Below are 18,333 nucleotides of genomic sequence, written 5' to 3' on the forward strand. Positions count from 1 at the left end.
GCGGAACACGCCCCAAAGGGGCGCGGGGCTGTATCTATATGCGGCTCCGCCGCGATGGGGGTCCCCCCGCTCGAGCGAAGCCGAGAGTGGGGGAGCGACCAGCCACGACGGACCCGCAGATGATCGACGGCCGATCACGGCAGCCGCGGAGCGCTGCGCGCCAGCACGATCAGGGCCGTCCCGGCCTCCACCTGGTCCCCGGGCCCGACCAGGATCTCGGTCACCACGCCGTCGGCCGGCGCGTGGACCCTGGACTCCATCTTCATCGCCTCCAGGGCGAGCAGTGGCTGCCCGGCGCTCACCTCGTCTCCCTGGCTGACGTTCAACTGCCATACGGACGCGGCGAATTCGGCCTCTATGAGACGGCCGCCCGAAGGCACCCGCACCTCGGCCGCCGGTGCCGCGGGCGCCGTCAGGCTCTCCGCCCGCGTGAACTCGCCCGCCGCCTCCCACGCGTCCCGCTCCGCCGCGAACGCGGCACCCTGACGGGCCCGGAACTCGGCGATGGACTCGGCGTTCTCGGCGAGGAAGGCCTGGTACTCGGCGAGGGAGAAGGTGCCCTCCTCGATGCGGGGCACAAAGCGCCCGGACTTGATGTCGGCGCGCAGCTCCAGCAGCTCCTCGGCACCCACCGGATACCACTTGATCCGGTCGAAGAACCGCAGCAGCCACGGCGACCCCGGCTCGAACGCACCGCGCTGCTGCCACGGCGACCACACCTGGGTCGTACGGCCCACGAACTGATAGCCGCCGGGGCCCTCCATGCCGTAGATGCAGAGATACGCGCCGCCGATGCCGACCGAGTTCTCGGCCGTCCAGGTGCGTGCCGGGTTGTACTTCGTCGTCACCAGCCGGTGCCGTGGGTCGAGCGGGGTCGCCACGGGTGCGCCGAGGTAGACGTCTCCCAGGCCGAGTACGAGGTACTCCGCGTCGAACACCGTGCGGTACACGTCCGCCACCGAGTCGAGTCCGTTGACGCGGCGGATGAACTCGATGTTCCACGGGCACCAGGGCGCGTCGTCGCGCACGCCCGCCATATAGCGGGCGATGGCCTCGCGGGTCGCCGGGTCGTCCCAGGAGAGGGGGAGGTGGACGGTGCGGGAGGGGACGACGAGTTCGTCGGAGGGCGGGAGCGAGGAGACCGTTTCCCTTACGGCGGCGAGGAGTTCGTGCTGGGGGAGCCGGCGCGGGTCCGTCCGGATCTGGAGGGATCGGATGCCCGGTGTGAGGTCCGTGATCCCGTCGAGGGATTCCTCGGCGATCGCTTCCATCAGCGCGTGGACGCGCATGCGCAGGGTGAGGTCCAGCTGCATCGGCCCGAATTCGATCAGCAGGCTGTCGTCGCCGCTCCTGTGGTAGGTCACATCGCGGTCCCGCGCCAGCACCCCACCGTCCACGATCTCCGCCCGCCTCGCCCCGTCCACATCCACCGGAACGAACCGCACCGTATCGCCCGGCCGCAGCTGCCCCAGCTTCCACCGCTCCGCGCTCAGCACCACGGCCGGGCACACGAACCCGCCGAGCGAAGGTCCGTCCGGGCCCAGCAGCACCGGCATGTCGCCCGTGTAGTCGACGGAGCCGACGGAGTACGGCGTGTCATGGATGTTGGACGGATGCAGGCCCGCCTCACCGCCGTCCGTACGGGCCCAGCGCGGCTTCGGACCGACCAGCCGCACACCCGTCCGCGCCGAGTTGAAGTGCACCTTCCAGTCGGCGGCGTAGAAGTCCCGGATGTCCTGTTCGGTGAAGAACTCCGGTGCCGCATGGGGGCCTTCGACCGCGCCGACGTGCCATACGGTGCCGAAGGCGGGACGGCCGTCGAGCGGTACGGGCGTGCCGTCCGCGACCGTCCCCCCGTGCAGCACATCGCCCGTCCGCAGCTCCCGTCCCCCGTGCCCGCCGAACCGGCCCAGCGTGAAGGTGCTCGCGCTGCCCAGGAATCCGGGCACGTCCAGACCGCCCGCGAACAGTACGTACGTCCGCAGCCCGTGCTCCGTCGGCGCCCCGATCTCCAGTACGGCCCCCGCCGGCACCGTCACCGGCTCCCACTGCGCGACCGGCACACCGGCCACGGTCACCGGCGCGGGAGCACCCGTCACGCACACCGTCGTCGGCTGTGTGAACCTCAACGCCGGTCCCTGGAGGGTGCATTCGAGCCCGGGCGCCCCCTCGGGATTGCCCAGCGCCCGGTTGCCCAGCCGGAACGACCGGTCGTCCATCGGGCCGCTCGGCGGCACGCCGACCTGCCAGTAGCCGGTGCGGCCCGGCCAGTCCTGCACCGTGGTGAGCAGTCCGCCGGAGACGACCTCGATGCGCGGGGTCGGATCGCTCACCCGGGTGAGGGTGGCCGTCGAGTGCAGAGCCGCACCGAACTCCCGGTCCGCGAGTGCCGCCCGCACCAGCCCCAGGTTCGTCTCGATGCCGTCGATCCGCGTGCGGGCCAGCGCCGCGTCGAGCCGCCGCAGCGCGTGTTCCCGGTCCGGGCCGTACGCGACGACCTTCGCGAGCAGTGGGTCGTACGACGTCGTCACCTCCGTGCCCGTCTCCACCCAGCCGTCGACCCGGACGCCCGGCGGGAACTCGACCCGCGTCAACAGGCCCGCGCCGGGCCGGTGTTCACGGCTCGGATCCTCCGCGTACAGGCGTGCCTCGACGGCGTGACCGTGCGGCGGACCCGGGTCGCGTACGGCGTCGGTCTCGCCGCGGGCCAGCCGCAGCATCCAGGCGACGAGGTCGACGCCGTAGACCTCCTCGGTGACCGGGTGTTCGACCTGGAGGCGCGTGTTGACCTCCAGGAAGCAGGCCTCCTCGCGGGCGGCGTCGTAGACGAACTCGACCGTACCGGCGGAGCGGTAGTCGACCGAAGCGCACAAGTCACGTGCGGATGAGGCGAGTTGTTCCCGCACATGATCCGGCAGCCCGGGCGCCGGCGCCTCCTCCAGCACCTTCTGGTTGCGCCGCTGGAGCGAGCAGTCCCGGTCGCCGAAGGTGACGACCTTCCCCGTGCCGTCGCCGAAGACCTGCACCTCGACATGGCGGGCGTTCTCGACGAGCCGTTCGAGGAAGACACCGGCCGAAGAGAAGGATGCGGCGGCGACGCGCTGCACCCGCTCCCAGGCCTCGGTCAGTTCATCGGCGGATCGACAGGCCGACATGCCGATACCACCGCCTCCGCCGGTCGCCTTGAGCATGACCGGATAGCCGATGGCGCGGGCCGCGTCCAGGGCCTCCTCGACCGAGCCAAGGAGTCCCGTGCCCGGCGCCAGCGGCACCCCCGCGGCCCGCGCCGCCGCCCGTGCCGTGTGCTTCGCGCCGAACAGCTCCAACTGCTCCGGCGTCGGGCCCACGAACACGATCCCGGCGTCCTCGCAGCGCCGCGCGAAGGCCGCGTCCTCGGACAGGAAGCCGTACCCGGGATGGATCGCGCCCGCGCCGGTGTCCTTGGCGGCGTTCAGCACCAGGTCCACATCGAGGTACGACTCCTTTGCGGGCGCCGGGCCCAGCCGTACCGCCTCGTCGGCGAGCCGGACGTGCGGCGCCGAGCGGTCCGGGTCGGAGTACACGGCGATGGTGCGCAGCCCCAGTTCGCGGGCCGTGCGGATGATCCGTACGGCGATCTCGCCGCGGTTGGCGACCAGCAGCGTCTCGAAGCTCACGCGCTCTCCCCGATCGTCATCTCCACCGCCGTCGGATCGAAGCCGTTGCAAGGGTTGTTGATCTGCGGGCAGTTGGAGACGAGGACCAGCACATCGCGTTCGGCGCGGAGGGTGAGGGAGAGGCCGGGTGCCGAGATGCCGTCGACGATGCCGAGGGTGCCGTCCTTCTCGACCGGCACGTTCATGTACCAGTTGATGTTGGAGACCAGATCCCGCTTGCCCAGCCCGTACTTCGAGCCCTCCGCCAGGAAGTTGTCCACGCACGCGTGCTGCGACCAGGTGTGGTGGCCGTACCGGAGCGTGTTCGACTCCTTGGAGCAGGCGCCGCCGACCGTGTCGTGCCGGCCGACGTCGTCGGCGACCACGGTCATCAGCGGCGTGTGCTCGTTGGACATCAGCACACTGCCGGTGGTGAGGAAGAGGGCGCCCTGCGCTTGGATCGTGTCGGGCGCGCTGTAGCGGACCGACGTGTCGTGGGCGTCGTACACCAGGAAGTCGACGGCCTGGTTGCCGTGCAGGTCGGTGATGGTGAGTGTCTGGCCGGAGCGGACGACCGACGACCAGGCGGCGCGTGCGGGAACGACGGTCTTCATGCGAGCCCCCTCGCGGCAAGGAATTCGGCGGTGTTGAGGAAGGCGCGATGGCCCTCGGGGGAGGCGTCCCACAGCGGGTCGCCGGCCTTCGTCGGCTCCGCGCGCCAGGCGAGGACCTCCAGCGGGGTGCTGACGTAGTCGTCCCGCGGGTCGACCGGGTGGGGCACGTTGGCGATCAGCACCGTGACGTCCTGCTCGGCGCGCAGCGTCACACTGCCGCCCGGACCGGCCGAGCCGGTGAAGTCCAGGGCGCCGTCCTCGCGCACCTCCACGCCCTGGAAGAACGACAGCGACGGCGGCAGGTCGCGCGGTGCGAGGCCGTGCTTCGCGGCAGCCAGCTTGAACAGCTCACGTCCGGCCGGTGAGCCGGACTGCGGGGCGCCTTCGCCGTACCGTTCGGTGTTGCGTACGAGGGTGGAGGTGCCGCAGAGCGCGTCGTGCCGCCCGGAGGTGTCGGCGATCAGCGAGGCGAGGACGCGGCCCTGGTCGGAGAGGAGCAGCAGGCCCTCGCCGAGGTAGGCGTTCCACTGGACCTTGACCGTGTCGGCGACGTTCAGCCGCTCCCACGGCCGGCCGGCGACGTACAGCAGCAGATGCGCGCAGGCGTCGCCGCGCAGATCGGTCAGCCGCAGCTCGGTGCCGCGGGCCAGCACCCGGTGCGTGTAGTTGCCGCCCGCCACCGTCTCCGCCCACACCAGCCGGCCCGCCTCACGGGGCGGCTCGGGCCAGTCGGTGGCCGGGACGACGGGCATGGCCTCGGTGCGCGTGCCCTCCTGGGCGCGTGCGTGCGCACGGGCTCCGTACGTGGTCGCTGTTGCCTTCCCTGGTGTCATCGCGGACCTCCGGCTCCGGTGTCTTTGATTTCTGTCGCCCGACAGAAATTAGGCACGGGGCGCATCACCGGCATTGCCCGGGTGCTTCCGCCCGGTTACCGATTCCTCACAGAGATCGCGACCTGCGTCAATATGCGAGGATCGACGGATGGGCACGAGCAGGGGACGACGCGTCGGCAGACCGCGGGCCGAGCGGCGGCCCGACAGCGGGCTCGAGCCGCGTGACGAACTCCTCGCCGCCGCCGCCGAGTTGTTCACCACCCGCGGCTACGCGGCCACCACCACCCGGGCCGTCGCCGAGCGCGCGGGTATGCGGCAGGCGTCCATGTACCACTACGTCTCCGGCAAGGAAGAGCTGCTCGCCGCGCTCCTGGAGTCCACGGTCACCCCGTCGCTGGCCTATGCGCGGGAACTGCTCGCCGACGACACCACCCCGGCCGAGGACCGGCTCTGGGAGCTGTGCCGCGCCGACGTGGAGCTGTTGTGCGGCGGCCCGCACAATCTCGGCGGCCTGTATCTGCTGCCGGAGGTGCGGGCCGAGCGGTTCGCCGGCTTCCATGCGGTCCGTGCGCATCTGAAGGACGCCTACCGGCAGTTACTCGCCGCCACGGCCGTCGGCGGCCAACTCGCCAAGAGCGAGCTCGAATTGCGGACGGATCTGCTGTTCGGGCTGATCGAGGGCGTCATCCTGGTCCACCGCTCCGAACCCGACCGTCCTGTCTCGGTGTTCGCCGAGGCCACGGCGGACGCGGCGCTGCGGATCGCCGGGATCTGAGCGTCGCCCGCGGAAGCCTATCTTCACCCGTCACGGTGAGTGTTCTTCGTACGGCCGTACGCCGTCACGTACCGTGTGCGAAAGATCTCTGAGCGTGTAAATGGGGCCGAGATTACTCCTGCCCCACGCCCCATTTCAGGTGCTTGCTGAATATGACACGGCGATGATCCGGTCGGACTAAGCTCGCCCGCAGCGCACCGAGTTGGCACATATTCGTGCGCTTGTTCCCAAACATGCAGAAGATCCCGACACCTCCAAGACGTACCCCCTGCAAGCTCCCCCGACACCCCGCCGATTTCGTTTCAGAGGGCCTACATGGTGAGCGTTCACACTCCTCCCGCCTCTCCACCTCGTCGACGTGAACTGCCGTACAAGCGCCTGCTGTTGCTGCCCGCCATAGCGATGGCCGCGGCGACCGGAGCCGCCGTCGCCCTGGTGACCGGCCCGGCCCGGCCGGCCATCGGCCTGTGCGGCACCGTCGCCACACTGCTGGTGCTCGGAACGGCAGCCGAAGCAGTGCGCCGCGGCCGCATCCTGCGGGACGTGCACGCGGAGCACGCCCGTCACAGCGCGTATCTGGAACAGCGCATCGCCTCCCACGACGACGAGGTGCGCCGCCTCGCGAAGGAGATCGTGCCCGCCGCCATCTACCGGCTGCGCTGTGGCGACGCCGTCTTCGAGGTGATGCGCGACCTCGGCAAGATCGACCCGTCCTACCGCGAACTCCCCGAATCGCAGCGGCTGTTGATCAAGTCGATGCTCGAGGTCGTCGACTACGAGGAATCCCTGCGCGACTCCGCCCAGCGCTCCTTCGTCGACATCGCCCGCCGCGTCCAGGCCATCGTCCACCAGCAGAACAAGGAACTGCGGGAGATGGAGGAGGACCACGGCCGCAACCCCGAGGTCTTCGACGACCTGCTGCGCATCGACCACGGCACCGCACTGATCGGCCGGCTCGCCGACTCCATCTCCGTCCTCGGCGGTGGCCGCCCCGGCCGCCAGTGGCCCGAGCCCGTGCCGCTGTACAGCGTGCTCCGCGGTGCCATGTCCCGCATCCTGGAGTACCGGCGCATCTCACTGGACTCCATCGCCAAGGTCAACATCCGCGGCATCTCCATCGAGCCGGTCATCCACGCGGCGGCCGAACTCCTCGACAACGCCACCCGCTACTCGCCGCCCCAGACCAAGGTGCACGTCAACGCCGTCGAGGTGCAGACCGGCGTCGCCATCGAGATCGAGGACGCCGGCGTCAGCCTCAGCGAGGAGTCCCGCGCCCGGGTCGAGGGCATGCTGGAACGCGCCAAGACCGCCAGCGACCTCCAGGACCTCAGCGAGAGCCCACGCCTCGGCTTCGCCGTCGTCGGCCGGCTCTGCTCGCGGTACGACATGCAGGTCTCACTGCGTACCTCGGCCTACGGCGGTGTCCGCGCCGTCATGATCGTCCCGCGTGAGATGATCACCGACGAGATCGCCACCGCCTACGCGCACGGCATCGGCGCGGCCGGCGCGCCCAAGCCCGAACTCGGCGCGATCGAAGGGCCCAAGCGCAAGGAGAAGCGGCGCCGCCCCACCAGCCCCAAGATCCCCGCGTCGGTCTCCATGGAGGACGACGTCCCCGTGGTCACCGAGTGGACCGCCCAGGGCCTGCCGCAGCGCCGCCGCCGGGTCCAGATCCCGCTCAGCCAGCGCCTCGCCCAGCAGGCCGCCTTCGAGCGCGCCGAGGCCGCCGCCCGGGAGGCCGGCCAGCCCACCGTCTGGTCCAGGGAGCCCGAGCCCGAACCGGAAGAGAAGGACGAGCCCGCACCCGGGCAGTGGGTGGAGGCGTTCTGGAACGGCCTCAAGCGCGACCAGGACCCCACCGCACCCACCCAGCCGAACAACGAGCCGGCCCATGCCCCGGCCGACGACGAGGGAGACCTCAAGTGATCCAATCGCGCGCCAACTTCGACTGGATGCTCAAGGATCTCGCCGACGGAGTACCGGGCATCGAGATGATCGTGGTCCTCTCCGCCGACGGCCTGCGCATCGCCCGCCACGGCGGCGACCCGGACGCGGCCGACCGGGTCGCCGCCGCCTGCGCGGGCCTGCAGAGCCTGGCGGGTGCGGTCGCCCAGGAGATCCCGGACAGCGACGGCAAGATGAAGATGGTCCTCATCGAGATCAACGGCGGCTACTTCTATCTGATGGCCGCAGGACCCAACGCCTATCTCGCGGTGCTGTCCGACACGTTCGCCGAGCCCGGGCTGATGAGCAACCGCATGAGCGACCTGGTCATCCGCATCGGCGCCCATCTCACCAGTCCGCCCAGGCGCAACGGGCAGACCGTATGACTCCTCCGCAACGCCGGCGGCGATTCCCCACAGCGGCAGCACCACCCCCGCCCCTGCCCCCGATGCCCAAAGGCGGCGAGGGGAAAGGGCCCAAGAAGATCGAGCGGCTGTATGTGATCTCCGGCCAGGACGGCGCCCGCGCCGACCTCGACCTGGTCACGTTGATCGTGGCGTGCGCCGACCCGCCGCTCTCCGCCACGCCCGAGCAGACGGCGCTGCTCAGGCTGTGTACCGCCCCGCTGTCCGTGGCCGAGCTCTCGGCCTACCTCAGCCTGCCGTACAGCGTGATGACGGTGCTGCTCACCGAGATGCTGGCGGCCGACCTGGTACAGGCGCGCGCCCCGATCGCGCGGCAGTCGATCGCCGACCGGAACCTCCTCGAAGCGGTGATGCATGGACTTCAAAAGCTCTGACACGGTCCCGGGCCCACGCACCGCGGACCACCTGCCGCACACGGCCCAGGCCGCGGTGAAGATCGTGATCGTCGGCGGCTTCGGCGTCGGCAAGACCACCATGGTCGGTTCCGTCAGCGAGATCAGACCGCTGACCACCGAGGAGACCATGACGCAGGCCGGTATCGGAGTCGACGACAACTACGGCTCCGACACCAAGACGGCCACCACCGTGGCCATGGACTTCGGCCGCATCAGCATCACCGACCAGCTGGTGCTGTACCTCTTCGGCACCCCCGGCCAGGAACGCTTCTGGTTCCTCTGGAACGGCCTGTTCGAAGGCGCGCTGGGCGCCGTCGTGCTCATCGACACCCGCCGGCTCGAAACCAGCTTCGACGTCATAGGGCGTCTCGAGGAGCGCGGCGTGCCGTTCATCGTCGCCGTCAACTCCTTCCCGGACGCGCCCCGTTACCCCATGGCGGACCTGCGTGCCGCGCTCGACCTGCCCGACGAGATCCCCATCGTGGAGTGCGACGCACGCCGCCGGGCCTCCAGCCGGGACACCCTCATGACCCTGATGCGCTTCCTGCACTCGCTCGCGATGACGGGCGCGCTCACCTGACCGCCGTATGCGCCACTCCCCAACACATCGGAACCTTTTTCGGAGCGACCCCTGTGACGCCTGAACCCCACTCCCGGACCGGCACGCACGACCCGATCACCGGCCCGCCCCCGGGCTGCCCCGCCCACGGCACCGGCCCCGGGGGAATGCACCGGCTCTACGGTCCCGAGGCGGCGGACCTGAGTGATCTCTACGAGCAACTGCGCGACGAGCACGGCACGGTGGCACCGGTGCTGCTCCACGACGACGTACCGATGTGGATCGTCCTCGGTCACACCGAGAACCTGCACATGGTGCGTACGCCCTCGCAGTTCTGCCGGGACAGCCGCATCTGGACCCCGCTCGCGGAGGGCATGGTCAAGCCCGACCACCCGCTCATGCCGCACATCGCCTGGCAGCCCATCTGCGCCCACGCCGAGGGCGACGAGCACCAGCGGCTGCGCAGCGCGGTCACCGGCGCCATGTCGACCATCGACCACCGCGGCATCCGCCGGCAGATCAACCGCTACACCCAGCGCCTGGTCAACGAGTTCTGCGAGAAGGGCAAGGCCGACCTGGTCAGCCAGTTCTCCGAGCACCTGCCGATGGCCGTGATGTGCGAAGTCCTCGGCATGGCCGAGGAGTACGACGACACGATGGTGCAGGCCGCCCGGGACGCGCTCAAGGGCACCGAGACCGCGATCGCCAGCCACGCCTACGTCATGGACGCGCTGAGCCGGCTCACCATCGCCCGCCGCGCCCAGCCGCAGGAGGACTTCGCCAGCCACCTCATCACCCACCCGGCCCGGCTGACCGACGACGAGGTCCGCGAACACCTGCGGCTCGTGCTCTTCGCCGCCTACGAGGCCACCGTCAACCTGCTGTCCAACGCGCTGCGCATGGTCATCACCGACCCGCGCTTCCTCGCCCAGCTCAACGGCGGCCAGATGACCGTGCCGGAGGCGGTCGAGCAGTCCCTGTGGGACGAGCCGCCGTTCAGCACCGTCCTCGGGTACTTCGCCAAGCAGGACACGGAGTTGGGCGGCAAGCGCATCCGCAAGGGCGACGGACTGCTCTTCGCCCCCGCCCCGGGCAACGTCGACCCACGCGTACGCCCCGACCTGTCCGCCAACATGCAGGGCAACCGCTCCCACCTCGCCTTCGGCGGCGGCCCGCACGAGTGCCCCGGCCAGGACCTCGGCCGCGCCATCGCCGACGTCGGCGTCGACGCGCTGCTGATGCGGCTGCCGGACGTCCAACTCGACTGCGAGGAGGACGAGTTGCAGTGGACGGAGTCGATCGCCTCCCGCCACCTCGTGGAACTCCCGGTCCGCTTCGAGCCCAAGCCGCAACAGGACGTGATGCAGAAGCCGAGCCACGCGCCCATTCCGCAACAGCGGGACACGTGGCAGATCGGCACGGCGCCGCCTGCGCCCGCACCGGCACCTGTCGTCCCGCCCCCCGCCCCGGAACCCCTGCCGGTGCCTCCGCTCCCCGCCGAGCCGGCCCCTCGCCCCAGCGCCTGGCGTCGCTTCTTGCGCTGGTGGCGCGGCAACTGACCGGGCGGCGTTCGGGTTTCCTCGGGCTGCGTGCGGTCGCTGCGGGCCGGTGGGGGCTGGTCGCGCCCACGCGGCGGAGCCGCATATCGATACAGCCCCGCGCCCCTATGGGGCGCTGCAGCGACCCGGCACCTCAAGCGGAGCGCCACGTCTCGTACGACGCCCACGCCTCCAGCACCCGCCCACTACGAAACGCATGCTCGACCCCCGTGACCGGATCGGTGAACTTCAGTGCGCGCGCCAGGAGTTGGAGCGGGCCCCGGAAGTCACCGGCCGGCACGGGGGCGGTCACCTCCGGGTAGAGCGGATCGCCGAGGATCGGTACGCCGAGGGCGTTCATGTGGACGCGGAGCTGATGCGTCTGCCCGGTGCTGGGCGTGAGCCGGTACCGCCCCAGTCCGTCCGCACGCCGGTCGAGCAGCTCGACACGGCTGACGGCGTTGACCTCGCCCTCGACCTCCCGCGCGGCCGGCACCCCGCGCTCCTTGAGGATCCGGCTGCGTACGGTCCGGGGAAGGGCGAGCCCCGCATCGTACGGCGCCACGGCCTCGTACTCCTTGTGCACCCGCCTGTCGCGGAACAGCGTCTGATACGCCCCGCGTTCCCCGGGCCGCACGGTGAACAGGACGAGCCCCGCGGTGAGCCGGTCGAGCCGGTGTGCGGCGCCCAGCGTCTCGATGCCGAGCTCCCGCCGCAGCCGGGCGAGCGCGGTCTCGGCGACATGGCTGCCGCGCGGCGTGGTCGCCAGGAAGTGCGGTTTGTCGACGACCACGATGTGGTCGTCCCGGTACACGACCTCCAGCGGGAACGGCACGCGCACCTCGTCCGGCAGCTCCCGGTGGAACCACACGAACATCCCCGGCACATAGGGCGCGTCCGGCGCCACGGCCTGCCCGTCCGCCCCCACGAACAGCCCGTCACCGAACATCCCGTCGACGACCCCGGCCCCCGCCCCCGACAGCCGCTCCACCAGATGCTCCCGCACGGTGCCCCACGCCCCCTCAAGAGGCAGCCGCACCCGCACCGCATCCACCCCGTCGCGCTGCGGCAACGGGGAGGACGGGATCCGCGCCTTACGTCTCACCTGGTCAAGCGTACGAGACCTCGGCCGCCGTCCGGCTCTTGTGGATCCGGTAGGCCACACCGACCACGAGGGTCACCCCGAGGAACAGCACCGTGAACCACTGGAAGTACCAGTGCCCGCCCGCCGGGTCGTACACCGCGGCCCGTGGCCAGGCCAGGTTGACCGTCATGAACAGGCCGTAGAGCAGGGCGAGCGCGTTGACCGGGATGCCCCAGCGGCCCAGGGAGAACAGGGGGCGGCCCTGTTCGTCGGTGCCGCCGGTCGGGAAGTCGCCGCGCAGGCGGCGGACGAGCATGGGGCCGGTGACCATGGCGTAGGCGAGGTAGAGCATCACGATGCAGGTGGTGCCGATGGCCAGGAACGCCTCCGGGGAGCCGAAGTTGAGCAGCAGCAGGGCGGCCGCGAGGACGCCGACCACCAGGGCGGGCGCCACGGGCATGCCGGTGCGTGGGTTGACCTTCGCGAGGCGACCGGCGAAGGGCAGCTGGCCGTCGCGGGCCATGGAGAACAGCATGCGGGAGGCCGACGTCTGGATGGCCAGGGTCGCCACGGTGATCGCCACCACCACGTCGGCGAGCAGGGCCCGCCCGACGCCGTCGCCGAGGCTGCTGGTGAGGACGTAGCTCAAGCCCTCGACCCCGAGGCGGCCGTCGGTGAGGCTGGGCGCGGCCAGCAGACCGCCGAGGATGATCAGGCCGCCGAGCAGGCCGGCCGAGGCGAGCGCGGTGAGGATGGTGCGGGGTGCGGTGCGCCGGGGCTGGCGTGTCTCCTCGCTCATCTCGCCCGCGCTGTCGAACCCGATCATCACGTACGCCGCCGTGAACGAGCCCACCAGCAGCGCCCCCACCAGACCCGACTCGGCCGCGGTCCCGGTCTCGAAGGTGATGCCGGGGGAGCGCTCGGAGTGGGTGAACAGCAGGACGACAATGAGGACGGCGCCGATGATCTCTGCGGTGACGCCGACGCGGTTGACCAGGGACAGCACACGGTTGTCGAGGGCGTTCACGAAGGTCGTCAGGGCCAGCAGGAGTACACCGAAGAGCGCCGCGTTGGCCGCGCCGCTCGCCGAGGTGGGTGCCGGGTCGTCGCCGATGAGCTGGAAGCCGGACCAGATGGCGGGCAGGACCACCTGCAGGGCGAGCGCCGCCGCCGCGACCACCACGATCTGCCCGATCACCATGATCCAGCCGGCGAACCAGCCGAAGGTGAGGTTCGACAGACGCGACGACCACTGATAGATCGCGCCCGAGATCGGATAGCGCGCCGCCAGCTCCGCGAAGCAGGCGGCCACCAGCAGCTGCCCGATCAGCACCGCCGGCCAGGCCCAGAAGAAGACGGGGCCGCCGAACGCGTACCCGAACGCGAAGAACTGGAAGACGGTCGTCAGTACGGAGATGAAGGAGAACCCGGCCGCGAACGAGGCGTACTCGCCCAGGCTGCGGTGCAACTCCTGGCGATAGCCGAACGCGGCGAGGCCGCGGTCGTCGGAGGACTCCGGGGGATCGGAACGTACGTCGGAGGGGGTTCCTGAGGGGGAGGCCACGGCGGCACCTGCCTTCGGCGGGGAAGGGGCGGGAGTTCCTGTCGGGTGACAGAAATTAGGGAGTGCCTGTTTCGGGTGCGTCACGTCGGCATGTCCACGACGAGCCCACTTGCTCACGCCCTTGCCTGCTGCGCAAAATCGCGATACATCGTGTGTGTTGCGGTCTTCGTCGGGTCGCGATATGTTCGGCCACGGATATTCGGAAGCGAGGTGGTCACCATGGCGAGGAAGCGCCGCAAGCTCAGCAACCCGTTGGCGCTCGCCGTGATGACGACCCTCTGGCAGAAGCCGATGCATCCGTACGAGATCGCCCAGACCCTGCGCAGCCAGGGCAAGGACGCCAGTACGAAGACCAACTACGGCTCGCTCTACACCGTCGTGCAGAACCTCGAGAGGCACGGTTTCGTCGAGGTGACCGGTGTGGAACGCCAGGGCAACCGCCCCGAGCGCACGGTCTACGGGCTCACCGATGCCGGGCGCGAGGAGATGGCCGAGTGGCTGTCCGACCTGCTCGCCATCCCGGCGAAGGAGTACCCGATCTTCGAGACGGCGCTCTCGCTGATGGCGGCACTGCCTCCCGACGAGGTGGTGCGGCTCCTGGAGATGCGACTGAGCTCGCTGGAGGTGCAGGTGGCCAGTGGCCGGGGCGCGCTCGAGAAGCTCTACGAGACGCTGCCGAGGCTGTTCCTCGTCGAGGTCGAGTACCAACTGCACATGGTCGAGGCGCAGGCCGAGTGGGTCCGCGGCTTCCTCGACGAGATCCGGAAGGGCTCGCTGCCCGGAACCGAAGAGTGGCGGCACTACCACGAAACGGGGGAGTGGCCACCGGAGTTGACGTAAGGACGTAACGAAAAAGGACCCCGGCCGGGCTGTTGCAGCAGCCCCGCCAGGGTCACGAACCCCGAACCGACTCCGCCGTGGGGCGCAGCCAGGCCATCGAGGTGCGGCACACCCAGGATAGCCCGGCGCTCTTCACGCGGATCAGTCGTCAGTCCGCGTTCGCGGATTCCCGTACATCCGCTCATTCAGGAGAGCTGTCGTGATGAGTAGCAGCGATACGCGCGCGCCCGCAGTGGAGGCGCGCGAGCTGATCAAGACCTACCCCGGTGACGTCACCGCCCTGCGCGGCATGGACCTCACCGTCGAGCCCGGCACCGTCTTCGGCCTGCTCGGGCCCAACGGAGCCGGCAAGTCCACCACCGTCAAGATCCTCACCACCCTGGCCCGCCCCGACTCGGGCACGGCCACCGTCGCCGGGCACGATGTGCTGCGCCACCCGGACCGGGTGCGCCGCGCGATCGGAGTGGTCGCCCAGAACTCCGGCGCCGACCCGGTCGCCACCGGCCGCGAGAACCTCCAACTCCAGGGCAGGCTCTACGGCTTGAAGGGCGCAGCGCTGAGCCGCCGCGTGGACGAACTGCTGGAGCGGTTCAAGCTCGCCGACGCCGCCCGCCGCCCGGTCAAGGGCTACTCCGGCGGTATGCGACGCCGCCTCGATGTCGCCCTCGGCCTGGTGCACCGGCCCGAGGTGCTCTTCCTCGACGAGCCCACCACCGGACTCGACCCGGAGGCCCGCACCGCGATGTGGGACGAGATCGCCCGCCTCGCCGGCGACGAGGGCCTGACCATCCTGCTCACCACCCACTACCTCGAAGAGGCCGACCGGCTCGCCGAGCGCATCGCGATCGTCGACCGCGGCCGGATCGTCGTGGAGGGCACCCCGCACTCCCTCAAAGGCGAACTCCGCGGCGACGCGGTCCACTTGGAACTGCGCGCCGAGGTCGGCGAAGCCGGTCGTACGTTGCTGGAGGGCGCCGTCGGCGGTCTGCCGGGCGTGCACGAGGTGCTGGTCGACGGGCACCGCATCAGCGCCCGCGCCGACGACGGGGCGGCGGCGATGCCCGCACTGCTGGGGGCACTCGAACGCGCCGGGGTCGGCGTCGCCGCCGCGACCGTCGCGCGTCCCTCCCTCGACGACGTCTATCTGCGGTACGCGGGCCGCCGTTACTCCGAAGCCGACAGCGCCGGTGACCTTCTCGTGGCCGGAGGTGTGCGATGAGCACCTCCGTCTCCCACACCTGGTACATGACCCAGCGCCAGCTGATGGTGTTCGCCCGCCAGCCCGCGTACGCGATCATCACGCTCATCCAGCCGGTGATCTGGCTGTTCCTGTTCGGCGGCCTCTTCAAGAAGGTCGTGGAACTGGGCGGCTTCGGCACCACCTCGTACCTCGACTACCTGGTGCCCGGCGTGGTCGTGATGAGCGCGCTCGGCTCCAACCTGTGGGCGGGCATGGGCACGCTGGAGGAGATACAGCGGGGCACGCTCGACCGCTTTCTGACCACGCCGGTCAGCCGGGCCGCGCTGATGAACGGCAACGTCGTCAACAACGGACTCGTGACCGCCCTGCAGTCGGTCATCATCGTGCTGCTCGGCCTGCTGGGCGGCGCCGACTACCCGGGCGGCGTCGGCGGCATCGCCGTCCTGGTCCTCGCCTCCGTGCTGCTGGGCACGGTCTTCGGGGCGCTGTCCAACGCGCTCGGCATGCTGGTGCGGGAGCGGGAGTCGATCATCGGCATCAACACCTTCCTGCTGCTGCCGCTGACCTTCCTGTCCAGCGCCTTCATGGCGCCGTCCCAGATGCCGGCGTGGATGCGTCACATCGCCGACTTCAATCCGCTCAACTGGGCCATGGTCGCGGGCCGTTCGGCCCTGTCCGACCATCCCGACTGGGGCGATGTACTCAGCCGCGGCGGCGCGCTGCTGGCCCTGGCGGTCGCGGCGGTGTGGCTGTCGATCCGGACGTTCCGGTCCTACCAGCGGTCGGTCTGAGACCAGTATCAGTTATCAGTCGGTCCGAGACCGCGAAAAGCGGCCCGCGCATTCAACGCGCGGGCCGCCCTGGTCCGTGTCCGTTGTCACGCGGCCGGCGCCGCACCCTCTTGCTCCGCCTCGATGCGCGCGTTCCACTCCCGCTTGGCCGCCTGCCAGCCGTCCTCGTTGTGACCGAGCCGCCAGTAGCCGGAGATCGAAAGGTCCTCGCGCGGGATCTGCCGCTCGACCCGCAGCAGGGCGCGCAGCTCCTTCACGAAGGCCGCCTCGCCGTGCACGAACGCGCACACCCGGCCCTCCGGGAACTCCAGTGCCCGTACGGCCTCCACCAGTGCCTCGCCGATGGGCCTGTCCCCGCGGTGCAGCCAGACGATCTCCACGTCGGAGTCGACCTTCTGCTCCTCCTCGGGGCCGGAGACCTCGACGAAGGCGAAGGTCCTGGCGCCGGCGGGCAGTTCCTCAAGGGAGCGGGCGATGGCAGGCAGCGCGCTCTCGTCACCGGCGAGCAGATGCCAGTCGGCGCCCGCGTCGGGTGCGTAGGCGCCACCGGGACCCATGAACCGGACGGTCTCACCGGGCTGCACCCGCATCGCCCAGGGCCCGGCCAGCCCTTCGTCGCCGTGGATGACGAAGTCCAGCGTCAGCTCGCGGTGCTCCGCGTCCCAGTGCCGCACGGTGTACGTCCGCGTCACCGGCCACTGCTCGCGGGGGAACTCGGCCCGGATCCGCTCCAGGTCGAAGGGCTCCGGGTAGGTCGCGCCGCCGGTCGGGAACAGGAGTTTCACATAGTGGTCGGTGCAGGTGTCCGCCGCGAAGTCGGCGAGCCCGTCGCCGCCGAGAACGACGCGCTGCATATGGGGGGTCAGCCGTTCGGTACGCACGACCTGTGCGGCGTGGGGCTTCCGCGGCTGGCGGGCCGGACGTTCTGCCATGACGGCCTCCCTGTTCCCTTAGCTTAGGTTTACCTAAGTTAGCACTTCCCCCCAGTTAACACCTCGCGCGTGAACAATTCTTGGGTGCTTCACGCCGATATGGCACACATCACACGACGGTGCCTGTCATGTATCAAGTGTCGTCAACAGCCGCTTCAGCGATCCGCCCAGACCCCAGCGGGCCGCGAGCTTCTCCAGTGCCGCCGGGTCGCGCGGCGTCTTCGGCAGGGTCGTGTCCACGTCCGGCAACGGGACGTCGTCCGCGACCTTCACGACCGTCGGCGCCACCGCGACGTACGGCCGCGACTCGTCGAGCCGTTTGCGCTGGGACGGGGTGAGCTTCGCCTTCGGGTCGTCGACCGCGGCCATGATCCCGGCCAGGTCCCCGAACTCGGTGAGCAGCTTGGCGGCTGTCTTCTCGCCGATGCCGGGCACGCCGGGCAGGCCGTCGCTCGGGTCCCCGCGCAGCGTCGCCAGATCCGCGTACCCCCTCCCGTCGACGCCATACTTTTCCCGCAGCCACGCCTCGTCGGTGAGCTGGAGAGAGGCGACGCCCTTGAGGGGATACAGCACCCGCACCCCGCGCGCGTCGTCCACCAGCTGGTACAGATCGCGGTCGCCGGTGACGATGTCGACCGGGCCGGTGGCGCGGGCGGTGAACGTGCCGATCACGTCGTCCGCCTCGTACCCCTCGACGCCCACGCGCGCGATGCCCAGCGCGTCCAGGACGTCCTCGATGACCGGCACCTGTGGCGAGAGCGTGTCGGGCACGACCTCCTCGTCGGGGCCGACCTCACGCTCCTCGGCCACCCGGTGGGCCTTGTACGAGGGGATCAGGTCGACCCGCCACTGCGGCCGCCAGTCGGCGTCCATGCAGGCCACCAGGGCGTCCGGACGGTGGTCCTTGACCAGGCGGTCGATGAACTCCAGCAGTCCGCGCACGGCGTTCACCGGCGTGCCGTCCGGGGCCTTCACCGAGTCCGGGACGCCGAAATAGGCGCGGAAATAGAGCGAGGCGGTGTCGAGGAGCATCAGTCGTCCCATCACGGCTCGCCATCATGCCGTACGGCACCGACAATCACCCGGATGCATCACCCGTATGCCCAGCTCATTGAGTTCACGGCGCATAGGTAAAGGCCTTGTGAACTGGACCACTGGGGCGTTTGACCTGCCATGGCACGGGCAGGCGCCGCCTCGGAGCGA

General features: G+C 70.4%; 16 protein-coding genes. 9 read left to right on the forward strand and 7 right to left on the reverse strand.

Translation table 11 applies throughout. From position 1 onward, the window contains the following. Positions 1–134 precede the first annotated feature (134 nt). From OG828_RS39270 to OG828_RS39280, 3 genes are read right to left on the reverse strand one after another with little or no spacing between them, the layout of a single operon-like run. The gene (locus tag OG828_RS39270; RefSeq protein WP_328503851.1) at positions 135–3,656 is read right to left on the reverse strand and encodes a 5-oxoprolinase/urea amidolyase family protein; all 3,522 of its coding nucleotides are present in this window, start codon (positions 3,654–3,656) and stop codon (positions 135–137) included. Beyond that, complete coding sequence (locus OG828_RS39275) at positions 3,653–4,249, reverse strand: urea amidolyase associated protein UAAP2 (protein WP_328503852.1); 597 nt, start codon at positions 4,247–4,249, stop codon at positions 3,653–3,655. Before OG828_RS39275 ends, OG828_RS39270 begins: the two co-directional genes overlap by 4 nt. After that, positions 4,246–5,082 carry an urea amidolyase associated protein UAAP1 gene (locus tag OG828_RS39280; RefSeq protein WP_328503853.1) on the reverse strand — a complete coding sequence of 279 codons (837 nt, stop codon included), beginning with the start codon at positions 5,080–5,082 and terminating at the stop codon, positions 4,246–4,248. Before OG828_RS39280 ends, OG828_RS39275 begins: the two co-directional genes overlap by 4 nt. 148 nt (positions 5,083–5,230) lie before the next feature. Between OG828_RS39280 and OG828_RS39285 the strand changes: the two genes are divergently transcribed. The 6 genes from OG828_RS39285 to OG828_RS39310 all read left to right on the forward strand — a co-directional run bounded on the left by OG828_RS39285 (position 5,231) and on the right by OG828_RS39310 (position 10,739). After that, positions 5,231–5,857, forward strand: a complete 627-nt coding sequence (locus OG828_RS39285; protein WP_328367773.1) for a TetR/AcrR family transcriptional regulator — start codon at positions 5,231–5,233, stop codon at positions 5,855–5,857. 315 nt (positions 5,858–6,172) lie between these two features. Beyond that, complete coding sequence (locus tag OG828_RS39290) at positions 6,173–7,783, forward strand: ATP-binding protein (RefSeq protein WP_328367776.1); 1,611 nt, start codon at positions 6,173–6,175, stop codon at positions 7,781–7,783. Further along, positions 7,780–8,187, forward strand: coding sequence for a roadblock/LC7 domain-containing protein (locus OG828_RS39295; RefSeq protein ID WP_328367779.1), 408 nt, complete (start codon positions 7,780–7,782; stop codon positions 8,185–8,187). The genes OG828_RS39290 and OG828_RS39295 overlap by 4 nt, the downstream gene beginning before the upstream one ends. After that, positions 8,184–8,600: a DUF742 domain-containing protein gene (locus OG828_RS39300; RefSeq protein ID WP_328367782.1), complete on the forward strand. Its 417-nt coding sequence runs from the start codon at positions 8,184–8,186 to the stop codon at positions 8,598–8,600. The genes OG828_RS39295 and OG828_RS39300 overlap by 4 nt, the downstream gene beginning before the upstream one ends. After that, a complete protein-coding gene (locus OG828_RS39305) occupies positions 8,581–9,201 on the forward strand; it encodes a GTP-binding protein (protein ID WP_328367784.1) in 621 nt (206 codons plus the stop codon). Before OG828_RS39300 ends, OG828_RS39305 begins: the two co-directional genes overlap by 20 nt. A 53-nt stretch (positions 9,202–9,254) precedes the next feature. Next, the gene (locus OG828_RS39310; protein WP_328503854.1) at positions 9,255–10,739 is read left to right on the forward strand and encodes a cytochrome P450; all 1,485 of its coding nucleotides are present in this window, start codon (positions 9,255–9,257) and stop codon (positions 10,737–10,739) included. Positions 10,740–10,872: 133 nt separating this feature from the next. Here OG828_RS39310 and OG828_RS39315 read toward each other — a convergent pair whose 3' ends face one another. Together OG828_RS39315 and OG828_RS39320 are read right to left on the reverse strand one after the other, a co-directional pair. Next, positions 10,873–11,823: an RluA family pseudouridine synthase gene (locus OG828_RS39315; RefSeq protein WP_328503855.1), complete on the reverse strand. Its 951-nt coding sequence runs from the start codon at positions 11,821–11,823 to the stop codon at positions 10,873–10,875. A gap of 4 nt (positions 11,824–11,827) precedes the next feature. After that, entirely contained in the window at positions 11,828–13,366 is a 1,539-nt protein-coding gene (locus OG828_RS39320; RefSeq protein WP_328367793.1) for an amino acid permease, read from the reverse strand. 219 nt (positions 13,367–13,585) lie between these two features. On the opposite strand from OG828_RS39320, the gene OG828_RS39325 reads away from it, so the two are divergent. The 3 genes from OG828_RS39325 to OG828_RS39335 all read left to right on the forward strand — a co-directional run bounded on the left by OG828_RS39325 (position 13,586) and on the right by OG828_RS39335 (position 16,198). Continuing rightward, positions 13,586–14,206 (forward strand): PadR family transcriptional regulator, encoded by a 621-nt coding sequence (locus tag OG828_RS39325; RefSeq protein WP_328503856.1) that lies wholly within the window; start codon positions 13,586–13,588, stop codon positions 14,204–14,206. 202 nt (positions 14,207–14,408) lie between these two features. Next, a complete protein-coding gene (locus OG828_RS39330; RefSeq protein ID WP_328441481.1) occupies positions 14,409–15,425 on the forward strand; it encodes an ATP-binding cassette domain-containing protein in 1,017 nt (338 codons plus the stop codon). Beyond that, the gene (locus tag OG828_RS39335) at positions 15,422–16,198 is read left to right on the forward strand and encodes an ABC transporter permease (protein ID WP_328503857.1); all 777 of its coding nucleotides are present in this window, start codon (positions 15,422–15,424) and stop codon (positions 16,196–16,198) included. Before OG828_RS39330 ends, OG828_RS39335 begins: the two co-directional genes overlap by 4 nt. Before the next feature lie 86 nt (positions 16,199–16,284). Here the strand turns inward: OG828_RS39335 and OG828_RS39340 are convergent, their stop codons facing one another. Beyond that, complete coding sequence (locus tag OG828_RS39340; RefSeq protein WP_328503858.1) at positions 16,285–17,130, reverse strand: siderophore-interacting protein; 846 nt, start codon at positions 17,128–17,130, stop codon at positions 16,285–16,287. Between the two features lie 126 nt (positions 17,131–17,256). After that, the gene (locus OG828_RS39345) at positions 17,257–18,174 is read right to left on the reverse strand and encodes a 5'-3' exonuclease (RefSeq protein WP_328372531.1); all 918 of its coding nucleotides are present in this window, start codon (positions 18,172–18,174) and stop codon (positions 17,257–17,259) included. Positions 18,175–18,333 lie beyond the last annotated feature (159 nt).

This window comes from Streptomyces sp. NBC_00457, assembly GCF_036014015.1.
Lineage (GTDB): Bacteria > Actinomycetota > Actinomycetes > Streptomycetales > Streptomycetaceae > Streptomyces.

What these genes read in the sequence shown, in the direction of transcription:
- OG828_RS39285 (WP_328367773.1), top strand. Translation starts at nt 5,231, where the DNA reads ATGGGCACGAGCAGGGGACGACGCGTCGGCAGACCGCGGGCCGAGCGG.
- OG828_RS39300 (WP_328367782.1), top strand. Translation starts at nt 8,184, where the DNA reads ATGACTCCTCCGCAACGCCGGCGGCGATTCCCCACAGCGGCAGCACCA.
- OG828_RS39335 (WP_328503857.1), top strand. Translation starts at nt 15,422, where the DNA reads ATGAGCACCTCCGTCTCCCACACCTGGTACATGACCCAGCGCCAGCTG.
- OG828_RS39340 (WP_328503858.1), bottom strand. Translation starts at nt 17,130, where the DNA reads ATGGCAGAACGTCCGGCCCGCCAGCCGCGGAAGCCCCACGCCGCACAG.
- OG828_RS39305 (WP_328367784.1), top strand. Translation starts at nt 8,581, where the DNA reads ATGGACTTCAAAAGCTCTGACACGGTCCCGGGCCCACGCACCGCGGAC.
- OG828_RS39330 (WP_328441481.1), top strand. Translation starts at nt 14,409, where the DNA reads ATGAGTAGCAGCGATACGCGCGCGCCCGCAGTGGAGGCGCGCGAGCTG.
- OG828_RS39345 (WP_328372531.1), bottom strand. Translation starts at nt 18,174, where the DNA reads ATGGGACGACTGATGCTCCTCGACACCGCCTCGCTCTATTTCCGCGCC.
- OG828_RS39275 (WP_328503852.1), bottom strand. Translation starts at nt 4,249, where the DNA reads ATGAAGACCGTCGTTCCCGCACGCGCCGCCTGGTCGTCGGTCGTCCGC.
- OG828_RS39280 (WP_328503853.1), bottom strand. Translation starts at nt 5,082, where the DNA reads ATGACACCAGGGAAGGCAACAGCGACCACGTACGGAGCCCGTGCGCAC.
- OG828_RS39290 (WP_328367776.1), top strand. Translation starts at nt 6,173, where the DNA reads ATGGTGAGCGTTCACACTCCTCCCGCCTCTCCACCTCGTCGACGTGAA.
- OG828_RS39325 (WP_328503856.1), top strand. Translation starts at nt 13,586, where the DNA reads ATGGCGAGGAAGCGCCGCAAGCTCAGCAACCCGTTGGCGCTCGCCGTG.